This is a genomic window from Sorangium sp. KYC3313 (assembly GCF_052075895.1).
In the GTDB taxonomy this organism is placed as follows: domain Bacteria; phylum Myxococcota_A; class Polyangia; order Polyangiales; family Polyangiaceae; genus Sorangium; species Sorangium cellulosum_B.
The window spans coordinates 11,929,421-11,944,014 of sequence record NZ_CP197255.1 but is presented as its reverse complement, the minus strand read 5'-3'; the positions used below and the strand labels follow the sequence as shown (position 1 = coordinate 11,944,014).

14 protein-coding genes are annotated in these 14,594 nt (G+C 71.5%); 6 read left to right on the top strand and 8 right to left on the bottom strand.

Annotation, left to right across the window (positions count from 1 at the left end; genetic code table 11):
* Positions 1 to 5: 5 nt before the first annotated feature.
* From cas5e to cas3, 5 genes are read right to left on the bottom strand one after another with little or no spacing between them, the layout of a single operon-like run.
* Positions 6 to 737, bottom strand: coding sequence for a type I-E CRISPR-associated protein Cas5/CasD (cas5e, locus tag ACSRUE_RS45490; RefSeq protein WP_441289013.1), 732 nt, complete (start codon positions 735 to 737; stop codon positions 6 to 8).
* On the bottom strand, positions 734 to 1,981 hold the full coding sequence (gene cas7e / locus ACSRUE_RS45485; RefSeq protein WP_441289012.1) for a type I-E CRISPR-associated protein Cas7/Cse4/CasC: 1,248 nt from the start codon (positions 1,979 to 1,981) through the stop codon (positions 734 to 736). Before cas7e ends, cas5e begins: the two co-directional genes overlap by 4 nt.
* Positions 1,978 to 2,538: a type I-E CRISPR-associated protein Cse2/CasB gene (gene casB / locus ACSRUE_RS45480; RefSeq protein ID WP_441289011.1), complete on the bottom strand. Its 561-nt coding sequence runs from the start codon at positions 2,536 to 2,538 to the stop codon at positions 1,978 to 1,980. Before casB ends, cas7e begins: the two co-directional genes overlap by 4 nt.
* Positions 2,535 to 4,136 (bottom strand): type I-E CRISPR-associated protein Cse1/CasA, encoded by a 1,602-nt coding sequence (gene casA / locus ACSRUE_RS45475; protein ID WP_441289010.1) that lies wholly within the window; start codon positions 4,134 to 4,136, stop codon positions 2,535 to 2,537. Before casA ends, casB begins: the two co-directional genes overlap by 4 nt.
* 11 nt (positions 4,137 to 4,147) lie before the next feature.
* Positions 4,148 to 6,931: a CRISPR-associated helicase Cas3' gene (gene cas3 / locus ACSRUE_RS45470; RefSeq protein ID WP_441289009.1), complete on the bottom strand. Its 2,784-nt coding sequence runs from the start codon at positions 6,929 to 6,931 to the stop codon at positions 4,148 to 4,150.
* 318 nt (positions 6,932 to 7,249) lie between these two features.
* Between cas3 and ACSRUE_RS45465 the strand changes: the two genes are divergently transcribed.
* The 4 genes from ACSRUE_RS45465 (at position 7,250) to ACSRUE_RS45450 (ending at position 10,049) form a co-directional block, all read left to right on the top strand.
* Positions 7,250 to 7,390, top strand: coding sequence for a hypothetical protein (locus ACSRUE_RS45465; protein WP_441289008.1), 141 nt, complete (start codon positions 7,250 to 7,252; stop codon positions 7,388 to 7,390).
* Positions 7,375 to 7,626, top strand: coding sequence for a hypothetical protein (locus tag ACSRUE_RS45460; protein WP_441289007.1), 252 nt, complete (start codon positions 7,375 to 7,377; stop codon positions 7,624 to 7,626). The genes ACSRUE_RS45465 and ACSRUE_RS45460 overlap by 16 nt, the downstream gene beginning before the upstream one ends.
* A gap of 486 nt (positions 7,627 to 8,112) precedes the next feature.
* Entirely contained in the window at positions 8,113 to 9,060 is a 948-nt protein-coding gene (locus ACSRUE_RS45455) for a hypothetical protein (RefSeq protein ID WP_441289006.1), read from the top strand.
* 398 nt (positions 9,061 to 9,458) lie between these two features.
* Entirely contained in the window at positions 9,459 to 10,049 is a 591-nt protein-coding gene (locus tag ACSRUE_RS45450) for a hypothetical protein (protein WP_441289005.1), read from the top strand.
* A 199-nt stretch (positions 10,050 to 10,248) separates the two neighbouring features.
* Here ACSRUE_RS45450 and ACSRUE_RS45445 read toward each other — a convergent pair whose 3' ends face one another.
* Entirely contained in the window at positions 10,249 to 10,512 is a 264-nt protein-coding gene (locus ACSRUE_RS45445; RefSeq protein ID WP_437761738.1) for a hypothetical protein, read from the bottom strand.
* A 283-nt stretch (positions 10,513 to 10,795) separates the two neighbouring features.
* On the opposite strand from ACSRUE_RS45445, the gene ACSRUE_RS45440 reads away from it, so the two are divergent.
* Together ACSRUE_RS45440 and ACSRUE_RS45435 are read left to right on the top strand one after the other, a co-directional pair.
* On the top strand, positions 10,796 to 11,128 hold the full coding sequence (locus ACSRUE_RS45440; RefSeq protein WP_441289004.1) for a hypothetical protein: 333 nt from the start codon (positions 10,796 to 10,798) through the stop codon (positions 11,126 to 11,128).
* A gap of 80 nt (positions 11,129 to 11,208) precedes the next feature.
* On the top strand, positions 11,209 to 12,351 hold the full coding sequence (locus ACSRUE_RS45435) for a D-alanine--D-alanine ligase family protein (protein WP_441289003.1): 1,143 nt from the start codon (positions 11,209 to 11,211) through the stop codon (positions 12,349 to 12,351).
* Positions 12,352 to 12,532: 181 nt separating this feature from the next.
* On the opposite strand, the gene ACSRUE_RS45430 is transcribed toward ACSRUE_RS45435, so the two are convergent.
* Together ACSRUE_RS45430 and ACSRUE_RS45425 are read right to left on the bottom strand one after the other, a co-directional pair.
* Positions 12,533 to 13,627 (bottom strand): GHMP family kinase ATP-binding protein, encoded by a 1,095-nt coding sequence (locus ACSRUE_RS45430; RefSeq protein WP_441289002.1) that lies wholly within the window; start codon positions 13,625 to 13,627, stop codon positions 12,533 to 12,535.
* A 190-nt stretch (positions 13,628 to 13,817) separates the two neighbouring features.
* Positions 13,818 to 14,318 (bottom strand): hypothetical protein, encoded by a 501-nt coding sequence (locus tag ACSRUE_RS45425; protein WP_437761734.1) that lies wholly within the window; start codon positions 14,316 to 14,318, stop codon positions 13,818 to 13,820.
* Positions 14,319 to 14,594: the final 276 nt, after the last annotated feature.

Sequence of the window (14,594 nt, the reverse complement as noted above, 5' to 3'; positions counted from 1 at the left end):
GCAAGTCAGAGGGCGGGAGTCCGCAGCTCGGGGCGCCGCGCCACCAGCGAGGTCTGCAGCGTGTCCTCGGGCGACAACGCGAGCTCTCCGGGCTCGATCCACGTCGTGCAGACGAAGCGGCGCGCGAAGTGCCGCGCGTGGAGGCGGAACGACAGCGGCTGGTCCTGCCGGGGGTGCCCCTTGTCCGGATCGCACTCCACGACGAGGCGAACCCGCTCCATGGGCGCCGCCGGGCTCGGCCAGGGCGCGGCGCGGAGCGCGGCCTCGGGCTCCGCCGCGACGAGGCCCGCGCGCACGGGGAGGGACGGCGGGCACGCGCGGCGCCCGAGGAAGAGCGGCCACCGCGGCGATTCGAGGGCGTCATCGATCGCCGTGGCGAGCGCGTCGTCCTCGTAACCGAGCGCCACGAGGAAGCTCGCGTCGCTCAGGTAAGCGCGCCGCGTGATGATGGGGTTGCTCGTGCCGCAGACGCGATGCTCCTTCCCGTCGAAGCGCCCCGCGCCCGCGGTGTGGTAGTCGACGAGCGTCCCGCCCTCGCGATCGACGCGCACGCCCATCGTCGCCGCGGCGAGCTCGGCGAGGCGCGCGTCGTCGTCCCGCGGCATGCCGAGCGCCGCCCCGACCAGGCCCAGCACGCCGCTCTTCGACGGCTCGCGCTCCGTGTCGCGGTGCGGGAACCGGCTCTGGGTACCCCACGACTGGAGCGGACCTTCGAGGCGCAGCAGGACGCTCTTCACGCCCCGCCCCCGAACGCCGCCGCGGTCGCGGCGTCGATCAGCGCCTGGAGCGACGCGCGGTGGTGGGCCGACGTCACCTTCTGGCCAAAAGCCTTCGCGAGCGTCTGGCTCGGATCGACCACGCAGAACGAGAGATCCTTCCGCCCGTCAGTCCCATAGACACCGTCGAGCGCGGCGAGCAGTTCACCCAGCTTCAACACCGATCCTTCCACGAGATCGTTGTGCTCGTTGCTCCTCGGGCGCACCGGCTCGACGAAGGCGTTCGCCAGCGAGCGCGGCGCCCCGCGCTCCCGCACGTCCGTCAGGAGGAACGACGGCGGGTTGTGCGCCGCCATCGAGTTCTGCTTGCCGCTCGGGATCGCCAGGACCGCCGCGCGCAGCAGCGCCGCCAGCGTCTTCCTCGCCTGCGCCCGGGCGGCCTCGTCCCCGCCCAGGTTCCGGACGAGGTCGTCCACGTCGATGACCAGGTAGCGATAGAAGCAGGCCGAGTTGAACGGGATCGTCCCCATCATGTCGCTGCCCGAGCTGTCGTCGCGCCTCCGGTCGTCGATGGCCGTGTAGAAGTCGAACTCCATCGAGACCCGGTGGGTTGAGATCGCGTGAGCCACCTGGCACGCCGCGTCGACGTTCCACCCGGGCTGGTCCGCTATCATCCGCCCGAAGAGCCCCAGCTCGGGCGTGCGCGACCCGTCCGAGAGCAGCGCCTCGATCTGCTCCCGAAGCGCAGCGGGGACCTGGTCCTTCGCCTCCGACTTCTCCTGCTTCTTGGACTTGCCCCCCTTGCCCTTACCGGCCTTGTCCCCCGCCGGCTCTGCGGTCGCCTCCGCCGGCGGCGAAGCCAGAACCGCCAGGTTCTCGGCGATCAGCGCGCCGAGGCGCTCGATGGTGCGCGTGGGCAGGAACAGCAGATACTGTGTCTTCCAGGTGTCGCCCTCCTCCGCCTTCAGCCCGCCGCCCGCGAGCGCGCGCACGACCGCGCGCTTCGCGCTCTCCGGGTCGATCTTCTTCGCCGCCTCCACGTGCTCCGCGACGGCTTCGACGAGGCGCTTCGTGCGCGTCGCCCGCTCTGCCGCGTCGAGGAGCTCGTGCGCCTCGAACGCCTGGCGGATCGCGCGCTTGTAGCACTGGCTCGAGATGCGCGCGCGGCGCACGCCGCCGAGCTCGCAGTCCTTGGGAGAGCCGGTGTCGTCGCGGTTCAAATTCGACGGGGCGAAGTTCTGCAAGATATGGAGTTCGAGCTTCATCGAGAGGTCTCTCCTTCGGAGTCGAGGGCGTCGTGACGTGTATTCCAGAACTCGCGCGCCAGCCGGCGCTGGACGTGGCGTGACTCGCCGCGCCACGCGAGCACGTCGCGGAGCAGGCGATCCCAGTCGAGGGGCTTCCCCTTGCTTCGCGCGAGCGAGACGGCGTGCCGGAGGTGGTTCGGCAGGTCCTCGGCGTCCGCGTCGAGGAGCGCCACGAACCGCTGGCGCAGGCTCTCGTTGTCGCCGGCCCCGGGGCCCTCCTGATCGGCGTTGATCGCGCGGAAGGCGCGCCCCAGGCTCGTGCCCTCGCCGCCGGGATCGGGGTGGAGCGCGAACAGCGCGCCGACCAGGAAGAAGGCGCGATCGCGGTAGAAGTCCTCGCTGTGCGGCAGCCAGGGGGCCACATGAGGGCACGCCGCGGCGGCCATCCCCGTGCGGTCCTGGAGGCTCTTGCGGAGGGCAGCGAGCGCCCCTCGGTCCTCGTCCTCGGCGAGCTTGCGGAGGTGCGAGATGAAGCGGGCGACGTGATCGTCCTTGGTCTTGGCGACATCGGTCATGCGGTGGCTCCTTCCTCGGTCGGCGCGGAGGGGGTCTCGGGAAACCGCTTGGCGAGCTCGTACGCGAGCGTGCGCTCGGCGAGGGCGCGGGCTCGGAGAGCGCGGGCGTTCGCGCCGAGCTGGCGCGTCCCGCCGTCGAGGGCGCTCCACGTCGCTTTGCGCGCGGCGGCCTTCCACCAGCGCAGGGCCGCCTCCGTGTCCTCGTCCGCTCCGAGCCGCCGGACCAGCTCGTCGAACCAGGCGCCCAGCGTGCTCCAGTAGCGGGGCTCCGTCGCGAGGCGCTCCACGAGCGCCCCGACGTCCTTCTTGTCCGGGCTCCGCTCGCCCGACGCGAGCGCCGCGCTGGCCGCCCGCCAGGCGCCGCTCCGCAGCGCGCTCCCCGCCTCGTGGGCCGCGCGAAGGGCTTCCCCGAGGACATTGACCCGCCCGGCGTCGGTGAGGAGCCGGACCGGCAGCGGCACGCGCTCTGCGCGCCAGAGCTCGATCGCCGCCTGGCTGCTCGACAGGCCGTACAGATCGAGCGTGAGCCCGGCGGCCCGCTCCAGGATGTCGTTCTCCACGAGCCATGCGATCTGCGTGCAGACCGCGGGGCGACGGTGCTCCTTACGGGCATCCGTCGCCTCGAAGAGGGCGGTAGCGTCGCGCCACAGGCTCCGGTCGGGGTCGAACCGGAGCGGCTCAGCGCCGCGCTTCACGTCGCGGACCAGGAGCGCCTGCATCGGCTCGATCCAGTCGCCCTCGGGCTCGACGCCCGCGCCCGTGACCACGTCGCGTACGACGGGTCCAGCTGCCGTCGCGTGCGGGATCAGCTCCACGCGCCGCGCCTGCCACGTGAGGGCATCAAGCCAGCCCCGCACCGCGCGCACCGTGCGCGAGGCCGCCATGTCCTGCTCCCACGCCGGCACGTCATCGGGGCCGCCTGCACCCGGGAGCGGCCGGTCTTGCGCGAGGATGAGCAGGTTGAGCAGGAGGGTGCGGTGGAGCGTCGTCCCCCGGGCCAGCACGACCGCGCCTGCGCGCAGCGGGCACGCCCTCGGATAGCCCGAGTCGTTCAGGATGCGGCCCCCCGGCCCGAACCCCAGGAACCCCAGCATCGCGCGGGCGGCCTCGGCGGGGGTCAGCCCCGCGTCGTCCCCGCCGTGCTCCAGCAGCTGCGCCGCGCCCGAGTAGCCGGACCGCTCCAGCGCGAGGCGGCGCACGGGCGTCCTCTCGGCCTGCTTTCCCTGCCGCTCGGCGAAGAGCACCTCCGCGAGCCGCGGCACCTGCAGGAACGGCCGCTCGGCGTCGAACAGGTCGAAGCGGTGACGGAAGCGGTCGAGGTACGCGCGCAGGCGGGCGGGGTCGAAATGCGCCTGGTTCCAGAGGGCCTCCCAGGCCTCGGTCGAGCGCGGACCATCGACGGCGCGGTGGACGATCGCGAGCAGGAGCCGATGGATCACGGCCGTCGCGAGCGGTGACTCGTCGTGGACGCAGGCGAGCTCGTGGGCGCGCACGAGGACCTCCTCGAACCCGAGCTCGACGCGCGCTCCGGCGAGCGTCTCGCAAGGGATCCAGGGCTCTCGGCTCAGATCGAAGCGGGGGCGTTCGGGCGGCGGCATACGGAGGTCTCCTAGGGCGCTTCGTTGTCGGGGAGATCGAGCGAGCCGACGACGAGCCCGAGCTCGGGATCCAGCGCCAGGGAGACGCCGGCCATCGTCGTGCGGCCAGCGCCGTCGAGGCGGAGGACGCGATGGAAGCGGAGGTGCCCGCTGGCCTCGAAGCTCGGGGGCACGCGCTCATCGAGGAGGGCGGCGACCACGCGGCCGTCGGCGATGCCGACGGCCTGCCGCGCGGCAGCCACGATGGTGCGGTGTGGCGGCGGATTCTTCGTATCGAGGTCGATCGCCACGTAGGGGTCGCCGGCGAGGATGACCCGCCCGCCGCGGTCGAGCACCGGCACGACCTCGACGCTGGGCTCGCCGAGCCGGGTCTTCGCGCGCAGGGATCGGTGGATCCTCGGATCTTCGTCCTCGAACATCTGCGCGAGGTCGCGGAACGGATCGTCCGCGTCCGGCGCGGCGAGCTCGATCATGAGGGCCTTGTTTTTTTCGGTGCGTTCCTGCGCTTTGCTCGCGCGATCCAGCTGGGCGAGGCGCGCGGCCAGCTCGGCCGGGGCCGCCGGCGCCGCGCCTCCATACACGGACTCGATGAGCGGCTCGATGTCGGTGGGCAGCACGACCTCCGTGCGATCGCGTAGGGCGAGCCAGCTCCGCAGCAGGACCGACGGGGCATAGATGAGAGCGCTCGCGCCGAATGCCGGCCCTTCGGGGCGCTCGTCGTCCTCGGGGCGGACGAGCCACAGGGTGGGGCGCTGGACGGCTGGGGGCCGCGGTCGCTCGCGCGTGTGCCGGTGGAGGCGGCCGGCGCGCTGGAGCACGAGGTCGACCGGGGCGAGCTCGGTGATCATGAGATCGAAATCGAGGTCGAGGCTCTGCTCGAGGACCTGCGTGCCGACGAGGATCGCCGCGCGCGGGCGCTTCTCCTCGCCGGGGCCGAAGGACGCCTCGGCGCTCCGCTCGCGCGCCGCGCGGGCATCGAAGGGGAACCGCGCGTGGAGGAGGCCGAGATCGAGGTCCGCCGGGAGGAGTCCGCGGTCGCGGAGGGCGCGCAGGGCGAGGTACGTCTGCTGGGCGCGGCGAACGGTGTTCACGATCCAGACGGCGCACCCGCCACCGGAGAGCGCCTGGGCGAGGCGCTCCGGGAGCGTCGGTGCGGGCTGCCAGACGAGTGAGACCGGGACGGGCGCCCGGCGGGCCGGGAACGAGGTGCTGCTGGAGGAGGCGCCCGCGGTGGCGATGGTGATGCGCGGGTAGGCCGCGGGGGGGCACGGCGCGGCGCCGAAGGCGCGCACGAGCGCATCCCGGCGCGCCGCGGGGAGGGTGGCGGAGAGGAGGACGACGGTGGCGCCGAGCGCGCCGAGCCACGAGAGCAGCCGGTCGAGCAGCTCGGACGTGTACGTGTCGTAGGCGTGGACCTCGTCGACGACGACGACCTTGCCGGCGAGGCCGTGCAGGCGAAGGAAGCCGTGGCGGACGCCGAGGACGCCGAGGAGCGCCTGGTCCACGGTGCCGACCGCGAGGGGGGCGAGGAGCGCCCGCTTGCTGCGGGCGAACCACGCATCGGCGACGGGGCCGCCCTCTCCCCGGGCGGCCCCATCGACGGAGCGCATGGCGAAGGCGCGCGCCTTGAGCGCGTCGTAGCGCTCGGAGAGGCCTGCGTCGCCGTGGACGAGGTGCAGGCCGTGTGTCTCGCCGGGGAACGTGGCGCGGAGGAAGCGCTCGACCCGGCCGAAGATCTGGTTGCTCGTGGCCTGGGTCGGAAGGGCGAAGTAGAGGCCGCTCGCGCTGCGCGCCGCGAGGGCGTCGAAGATCGTGAGCGCTGCCTCGGTCTTGCCCTCGCCCATCGGGGCCTCGACGACGACGAGCGATGGGCCGAGGAGCGCGGGGAGGAGCTCTTCGACGGCCTCGTGCAGCGGCCATGGGTCCTTGTCGAAGAGCTCGCGGAAGGTCCGGCGGGGAGGGCGTGGTGGGAGGCGCCAGCCGGCCGCGTCGACCGCGCGGACGGCGCGTTCCCGGGCGAGCGCCAGGTAATCGGCGGGGGACGCAGGCGGCTCCACGTAGGCGAACACGTCCGCGTTCGAGCCGAGCCAGTCCGCCACGGTGGTCAACCCGGCCAGATCGGCGGCGAAGGCGTGTCGGTTCGCGGCTCCCTGGGGGAGGGAGGGGCGCGACGTCGACGGGCTGATACCGCACACGCCTGCGAGCGCCTCGACCAAGTGGGAGCGGAGCAGCGCCCAGAGCGGCTCGTTGCCTGCGTAACCCGGGAGCAGAACGCCCTTTTCCTGCTCCAGCTCGCCCAGCTTCCCGAGCGAGGCGAACTCTCCGTGATGAGCGCCGACCGAGCGTGCGACCCAGCGAGCGAGCCGGGGAGGCAGGCCGTGCTCGGTGAGCGCCTTGGTCGTCAGGACGGTAGACAGGCTACCGTGGGGCTCGTCGCGGTCAGGGAAATCGAGTCCCAGGGCGAGGAGCGCTTGGACGCGGGCGGATACCTTGAATTGGAATGGCGGCGTGGCCTTGCCGAGATCGTGGAGCGCCACGAAGAACAGGACCCATGGCAGCGCCGCCTCTCGTGGCAGCGCGAGGGCTGCGGTCAGCGCGTCGAGCCGGTCGGGGCGCACGTGGAGCAGCAGGCGCTCGGCGCATGCGATGACGTCGAGCACATGGCACAGGAGCGGGTGCCAATCCGAGCTTCCCTCGCGGGCGCGGGAGGGGTCGGCTTTTCCCCAGAGCTGCCAGACGCGGGGGTCGAACGATGCGTGGGGGGCGTTCTCGGCAGGGGGATGAGCGCGCATCATGATGGCGTCCTTGGAATGTTTTCATCATGGATCGACAAGGCGTGCAATACGAATCAATGCGCATCTCACGCCTGTTCGACCCGTCGGGTAGCGCATCGCGGAGCTCGCCTGACATCCCGCCGCTGTCGACTGGCCTGCCACCCCCACGCGGGCGGACACCGTCGCCCTGGCGTTCGCACTCCTACGATGCGCACGGTGGCTCCTACCAGGCCTGCTCCACGCGCACGGCGCTTGGCAGCGGTCGTGCGGGAGCGGCGCCCGGAGGGGTCGAGGTGAGACGGGGCAGGGGAACGGCTCACGGCGACCATCGAGCGGCTCGTGGCAGCGATCGAGCGGTTCGTGGCGGCCATCGAGCCGTTCTTGGCAGCCATCGAGCGGTTCGTGGCAGCCATCGAGCCGTTCTTGGCAGCGATCGAGCGGTTCGCGGGCGACGCGTCGCGACCGTGCGCACGTTCGTGACACTCTTCTGCGACCGAATAGCGCAGTCCGATATCCAGCCCGAGCAGGAGTTCGACGAACTCGCGCTTCATGCATCCCGTGTAGAGGCGTTCGTCGAGCATGTGGGCCATGACCGCGCCGAGTTTGCCGATGTGCGCATCGATCTCCGCGTCCGCGCTGAGTTCGTCCGCGACGAATCGCAGCCCGCTGCGCTCTGCTCGGGCTCGGCCGCGGAGCGGGGGCCTGATGAACGGTAGCGCAAGGACATGAGCCGTGATGCGAATCCCCGTTGCGCCCGCATCTCCGCGCGTGTATCCGGAATGACCTGGAGGATGGGGGCATGCGACGCAGGTCGAAAACGAAGGCGGCCGCTGTTCTGGTTTCCGGTCTCACGGCGTGCAACTTCGACATGGGTGAGTGCTATCTCAGGGGCCAGGGAACGGACGGCGCAGGTGGCGGTATCATCATCCCGTCAGCGGCTACAGGAGATGCATACCGAAACGGTGACGACGTGGGTAGCGGTGCCTCTGAGCAGATGGCAGGGTGCGCCCCGGTCACCAGGTGCAGCGAATACTTTGAAGCTTGCCAGGTCAAAGGACGGCCTTGTACGCGCATAACGACAAGCGGTCATACGTTCTGTCGCGACTGTCTTGACTATTGCCTTCGCGGCGAGTCGTACGAATCTAGTGAGTGTCTTCGCTGTGGATATCGCTAGCGCAACACATGTGGTTTTCGAGTCTCGCGTGGCGGATCGCATCGCGCCGCTCGGTGCCGCCAACGTTGTCGTCGACTCCGACTGTGTTCTTGTTGGACCGTCTCGCGTGGGTGCGTCTGAGCATGTTCTTGCGCGTCAGGCGTGGTGGGGTGATTTTAACGACCCTATCGGTGCTGATCGCAAGATAGGTCCTGTGGTTTTTGTATGGGTTTCGTCCACCAATCTGCGCGAGCGCGTCGCGCTCTGGAGAGTCTGCAGCAGGCTGCGCACGCGCGCCATCCCTCGCAAGGACATCGTCATCGTCGATCTGGATCCTCCATTCCTAGGGCTGGACACCAACGACTCTGCCGTGCCGACGTGGTGCTCCGCCTCCGCGCTGGGTACGATCCCGGAGCGGCTCGGTGAAGCGCGTCCCTGGCCGCCCGGACGCTACCGGCGTGCCGTCCGCCTCTGGAGCCAGTACACGGCAGCAGACCCGAGGCCGTTCGCTCGGAATTGCGCACGTGGCGTCGAAGGGTTTCCAGAGCTCGCGCCCTTGTGGGAGCTCCTCTCGTCCTTTTTTCCGAGAAGGACTGCGGAAGGAGCGCTGCGTCTCAGTCGATTCGACGAGCTGCTCCTGACCATCCTGTCTGCGGAGTGGCAGACTCCTCTCGCGGTGCTTGGGCGCGACCTGCGGGCTGGAATGGACTTGTGGCGGACGCTCTCCTGCACGGGCGACCTGTTCCTGCCACGCCGGCTAGAGCATTGGGCAGACCACGACGCTGGCGCGGCTGTGGAACGTGCGCCAGGCCCAGAGTCATCCGACTCGCACCCGATGCTCTCGCGAGTGTATCGGCTTACCGAACGTGGGTTGAAGCTCCGCGAAGGCATCGATGTCCTCGCCGACGCACCTGGTTTGCCCCTGGCTGGGGTCGAGGCGTACTCGACTTCAGCTCCCTGGGTGCTGCTCGAAGATGGACGGCTGGCTCGCTTGTGATGACTACGTATTCCGGCGCGATCCGGCCGCCCGTTCCGACCTGATCCGGCCACCGGTTCTAGCGCCATCGGCCACCGATGCCGGTGACCCGGCCGCCCCCTCCGGCGCCCTGGCCGCCGGGTTGGCCGGGCCTGGCGGCGGCGGTGAGGATCTGTCGATCCTGGGTCCACGAGGGGGGGCGCATCGCGGGCGGGTCCTGCTGCGCGCGTGTCGGAGCCGGGCGCGTGTGGGGGTGACCAAGGCGAGCGCCTCGCAGGCCCCGCTCGCGCTCCAGGGAAAGTCTCGCGCCCGCACACCGTGCCTTTGCCGAGATCGTGCTCCCCAGGTCCCCCGCCTTGCGAACCTCGCAGCTGGCGACTAAGCCACCAGCTTGTCCCCATCATCCGACGGAGGAACCCATGGCACCGCGAAAGAAGGATTCGAAGTGGACCACGTGGGAAGACATGCCGCTCGACGAGTTTCGAGTGCGGGCCGGGAAGGCCAAGGCCCTCGCCACCGAGTTCGTCGAGAAGCTCGACGAGCTCTTCCCCGGCCTCGTGACGCTCACCAAGGAGCAGCGGAAGACCGCGCCGAGGCTGCGTGACGGCGAGCACGCGATGCTGCACAAGGTGCTCGACGTGGTCGACATGAAGCCGGCCCTGTTCGAGTCGCTGGCCGATCAGGACGAAGGCATGGACCCGAACCGCTTCGAGACGGCGCTGCTCCGCGAGCGGATCGAGAAGCACCTGCTCTTCAGCGACGTCGCGGCGAGCCTCTCTTCGGTGGGCGGCGAGCTCGGCGACTCGACGCTCTATACCGCCATCAAGTTCCGCGAGTCGCTCTATGCCGCCTACCGGATCGCCAAGACGCACGCGCAGACCGACCGGAAGGTCATGGACGTGCTCGCGCCGGTCGTCGACTTCATGCGGAAGAACGTCGCCGCCGCGGCCGCCGCGAGGCGGAGCCGCACGCCGACGCCGGCCGAGCTGCCGAGCTCCGGAGACGCGTAGCCTCGACGAGGGCAGCGGAGCGTGCTGACACGGCCCCAGGAACGGACCGGGCGCACAGGCTCCACGAGCCCGGCAATGTGGTCGTTGTCGTTCTTGAACATGAAGGCGGGCGGCGGGAAGAAAAGATTAATGATATTCTCGCCTTCCCGCCTCCCAGTGAGCTCTCTCTCCGGGCAATTCGACCACTGCCCGCGCCCCATCACATCGTTTCGACCGACTTGAGCATCTCCGGAATGAAGTGAAGTCTCGGCCGGAGCAGCCTGTCGCGACGCCCGGGCTGTCGGACCTGAAGCATGGCGCCGGTCGCGGAGCTGTTCGAGGCATCCAGCAGATCGTCGGTGAACGTATAACTGTAATTCTCTTGCTTGGTCGGTGTCCTGTCCTCCGCAGCGGCTTCGGGGATCGAGACGCCGAGAAACAGCAGCGCGGCTGTGACTGAGATAAGCGATCGCGGCTTCATCATGCCTCCTCGCCTTGTTCGGACACGAGCGAGGTCCGCAGATTGGGACCCTTTTTGCCGAGCTCGATGTCGCGTCGCGGAGCTCGCCGGGGCGGCCGCGGCCGGCGCGCGCGGAGCTCCCCGTCCGGGTGCCCACCCGAGGGGGCAGCCCCAGGTGGACGATGCACCCCTGCGTTCCGTGCCGACAGGCGCGCTCGATGTCGTCGCGGATGGCTTTCTGGACGGACCACCCGATCCGGTGACAACGCAGGTGACATCGCTCTCCTTCCGCGTAGAATCGGGCCCGATGCTCACCTGCAGTCGAAGGAGCACGACGGGCGGCCTCATCGTTGCGGTCGTCGCGGCGCTGGCCGTGGTCGTCCCCGCCGGAGCGGCGGGCGCGAGCGAGGAGACGCCGGCAAAGGTGGCGAACGGCATCGCCGTCGGCGCTCAGCTGGAGGCGCTCGCGGACGTCAAGGTCGCCCGCGCCGAGGTCGCCCGGGGCTCCAGGGTGAGCGTGGCCAGGCTGATCGAGCGCCAGGGCCAGCTCACCGCCGTCGACGTCGAGCTCGCCGACGGCCACGTCGCGCGCGTGGCGATGGCGACGGTCCGCACGTCGTTCCGCGTCCTCTCCGAGTAGCCGTCATTCTTCGAGTCGCTCGAGTCGCTCGAGTCGCCGGCTTCTTCACCCCCGCGCGCGATCGCGGCTAGGGTGCCGCCATGCGGAACCCCGCCAAGGTGCGCGTCGCCGTCCTCTTCGGCGGCCGCTCGGCCGAGCACGAGATCTCCCTCCTGTCCGCCCGCTTCGTCGTCGAGGCGCTCGACCGCGACCGCTTCGAGCCGGTGCTCATCGGCATCGACAAGTCCGGCCGCTGGCTGCTCCAGGAAGAGGCGCTACTCCTCGGCGCGGCGCGCGACCCCCGCCTCGCCCGGCTGAACGAGGCGAGGCCGGAGATCGCCCTCGACGCCCACCCCGGACCCGCCGGCGAGGCCACGCTGACCGTGCCGGGCGGCGCCCGCTCCCCGATCGACGTCGTCTTCCCCGTCCTGCACGGGCCCACCGGGGAAGACGGCTGCGTCCAGGGCCTCCTCGAGCTCGCCGGCGTCCCGTACGTCGGCTCCGGCGTGCTCGGCTCCGCCGTGGGGATGGACAAGGACGTCATGAAGCGCCTGCTCCGCGAGGCGGAGATCCCCATCGTGCCCCACGTCACCCTCCGCCGGGCCGCCTGGGACCGCGATCGCGGCGCGTGCATCGAGCAGATCGCCGCCCTCTCCGCCCCCGGCAGCGCCGGCTTCGGGTCGATCTTCGTCAAGCCCGCGAACCTCGGGTCCTCCGTCGGGGTCCGGCGCGTCAAGGCGCGCTCCGAGATCGAGGCGGCCGTCGAGCACGCCTTCGAGTTCGATCTGAAGATCGTCTGCGAGCAGGGCGTCGAGGGCGTGCGCGAGATCGAGTGCGCCGTGCTCGGCGACGACGACCCCATCGCCTCCGTGCCCGGCGAGATCGTGGTCGGGCACGCCGACGGCTTCTACTCCTACGCCGCGAAGTACATCGACGCCGACGGGGCCACGATCCGGATCCCGGCCGACCTCTCCCCGGCCGAGGCGAACGCCGTGCAGCTGGTCGCGCTCCGCGCGTTCCGCGCGCTGGAGGCGTCGGGGATGGCCCGCGTCGACCTCTTCCTCTCGCCCGATCGCGCGCTCTACGTGAACGAGATCAACACCATCCCCGGCTTCACGGCGATCTCGATGTACCCGAAGCTCTGGGAGGCGAGCGGAATCCCCGCGCGCGAGTTGATCGAGCGCCTCATCGGGCTCGCGCTCGACCGCGGCGCGCGCAAGGCCCGCCTCAGGACGAGCGCCTAGAGCGACAAACGGGTTGAAACCACGAGAAAATCAGGAATTTCAGAGGGAGACGGGGAGGCGGGGAGCGAGAGACGGCAAGAGGGAGAAATTCATTTTTTTTCTTCCTCCCCGCCTCCCCGTCTCCCTGTGAAAATTCTCCGGGTTTCAACATGATGGGTGTTCTAGCGCCGCGCGGCGCGCGTCAGCCCCCGTCGAGCCGCACGCCGGGGGCGCCGAGCGCGGGCCGCCGCACGAGGCACGGGCCGAGCGCCTCGAGGATGCGCGCGTGGCGCTCGGCGGGCGCCCACACGAGGATGTGCCCGCCGCCGCCTGCGCCGCACACCCGGAGGACCTCGACCCCGAGGCCGTCGAGCCGCCGCTCCAGCGAGAGCGCGAGCGCGCTCGCCGCCCTCGAGAGGCGCACCTTCGCGGCCGCGCCCCGGCGCATGCCCGAGAGCACCAGCGAGAGCGAGCCGAGCTCGAAGCCGCGCGCGACCTCGCCGGCCGCCGCCACGAGCTCGCCCTTCGCCTCGCACGCCGAGCCGGCGTCCATCCGATCCAGCACCTCGCCCGACACGCGCCGCACCTCCGTGTCCACGAGCAGCAGCCCCGCCGAGAGCGCGGGCACGAGGTCCGGGCAGCCGATCGCGAGCGGCCGCACCCCGGAGCAGCCGCCGGCGTCGAAGGCGAGATCGAGCAGCCCCCCGAACGCCGCGAACACCTGATCCTGCGCGCCGCACGCGTTGCACAGGCGCTCGCGCTCGATCGCGACCGCCTCGCGCGCCAGATCCTCCGGCGCCACGGCCTCTCCCAGCGAGGCGCGCAGCGCGAACAGCGCCGCCACCGCCACCGACGCGCTGCCGCCCAGGCCGGCCCCGGGCGACGTCTCGCTCTCGACCCGCAGGGCGACCCCGTCGCCCACGCCCGCCGCGGAGAGCGTCGCCTCGATCAGGCGGAACGCGAGATCGTCGCGCGGAGGATCCGCGCGGCGGCGCAGGAGGACGCGCGCCCCTCCGGCGCCGCCGGCGCCCTCGGTCGGGCGCGGCTCCGCCCGCCCCTCGCCGCGCGAGGCGAGCTCGAGCCGCACCCAGCCTCGATCGAACGGCTCCACGATGACGCGCACGCGCAGATCGATCGCGGCGCCCACGACGCGCCCGCCGTCCTGCCGGGCGATGCCGGGCAGGTCGCTGCCACCCCCGGCGAAGGAGACGCGCATCGGCGCGCTCGAGGCCGCGCGCCACAGCGGGCTTCGCAGCGTTCGCGGCGCGGAGAGGGAGCCGGCGCAGGGGATGCTCATGCTGTCCTTCGGCGCGAGCGCGACCCGCCGGGACGCGAGCCCGCCCCAGGGACCGAGGCGGAGCGCCCCGCGGCGGCACCCGGTGCAGGGAGCAGGCCATCGATGGAGCGCCCGGCGTGCACGCTTTCGCTCGGTCCCGCCCGGTCCCGCCCGGTGCCGCTCAGTTCCGCTCAGTTCCGCCCGGTGCCGCTCAGTTCAGGTCCTTGCTCGCGGGCTCGCTCCGAGGCGAGGGCTGCGCGCGGGCCGCGTCGAGGATCCGGTCGATCACCCTGAGCCCGGCCGCAAACATGTCCCGCTCAGCGCGCTCGCCGCCGGCGTGCACCTCGGCCGCCTTCTCCCGGAGGGCGAGCGCGTCGCGGCGGACGACCGGGAGGCGGGCCGCGCCCGCCGCCTCGGCGATGCACCCGGCGAGATCGTAGATGAGGAACGCGTCCTCCTCGCTGATCCGGGCCTCCGCACGGCGCCCCTCGGCGCGGGCGCGCGCCGGGGATCCGGAAGCGCGATCCCCCCGGGCGTGCGGCGCGACCTCCCGATCGTCGTCCCCGATCGAGCCCGAGGAGACGCGGTCGAGCAGGCTGGTCAGCTCGACCCGGTAGGCGGCGAGGACCAGCGCGCAGAGCGCCCCGCGATCGCGCAGCGAGAAGAGGATCAACTCGAGGAGCCGGTCGGACCGGGTCGCGCAGTTTTGCATCGCTGCCTTGTACGGCGTCCGCCCACGTGACCTCAATCCCGAACGCCACCGCCCGCGGCGGATCCGCCCTCGGACGCGGGGCACGTTACGCACCGAGGGCGCTCGCGTGGCGCGCGGCGGCACACCGAGGCGCGAACCGCCCCGTCGAGGCGCGCGCCGGCCCGTCGAAACGCGCCGAAACGCGGATAGCGTGGTGGGCCCCACGCGGCGGTTGCGGAGCTGTGCCGGATCGGTCAATAGGTCCGACCCTCCTGCGTCAACGGGCCGCGACGGATG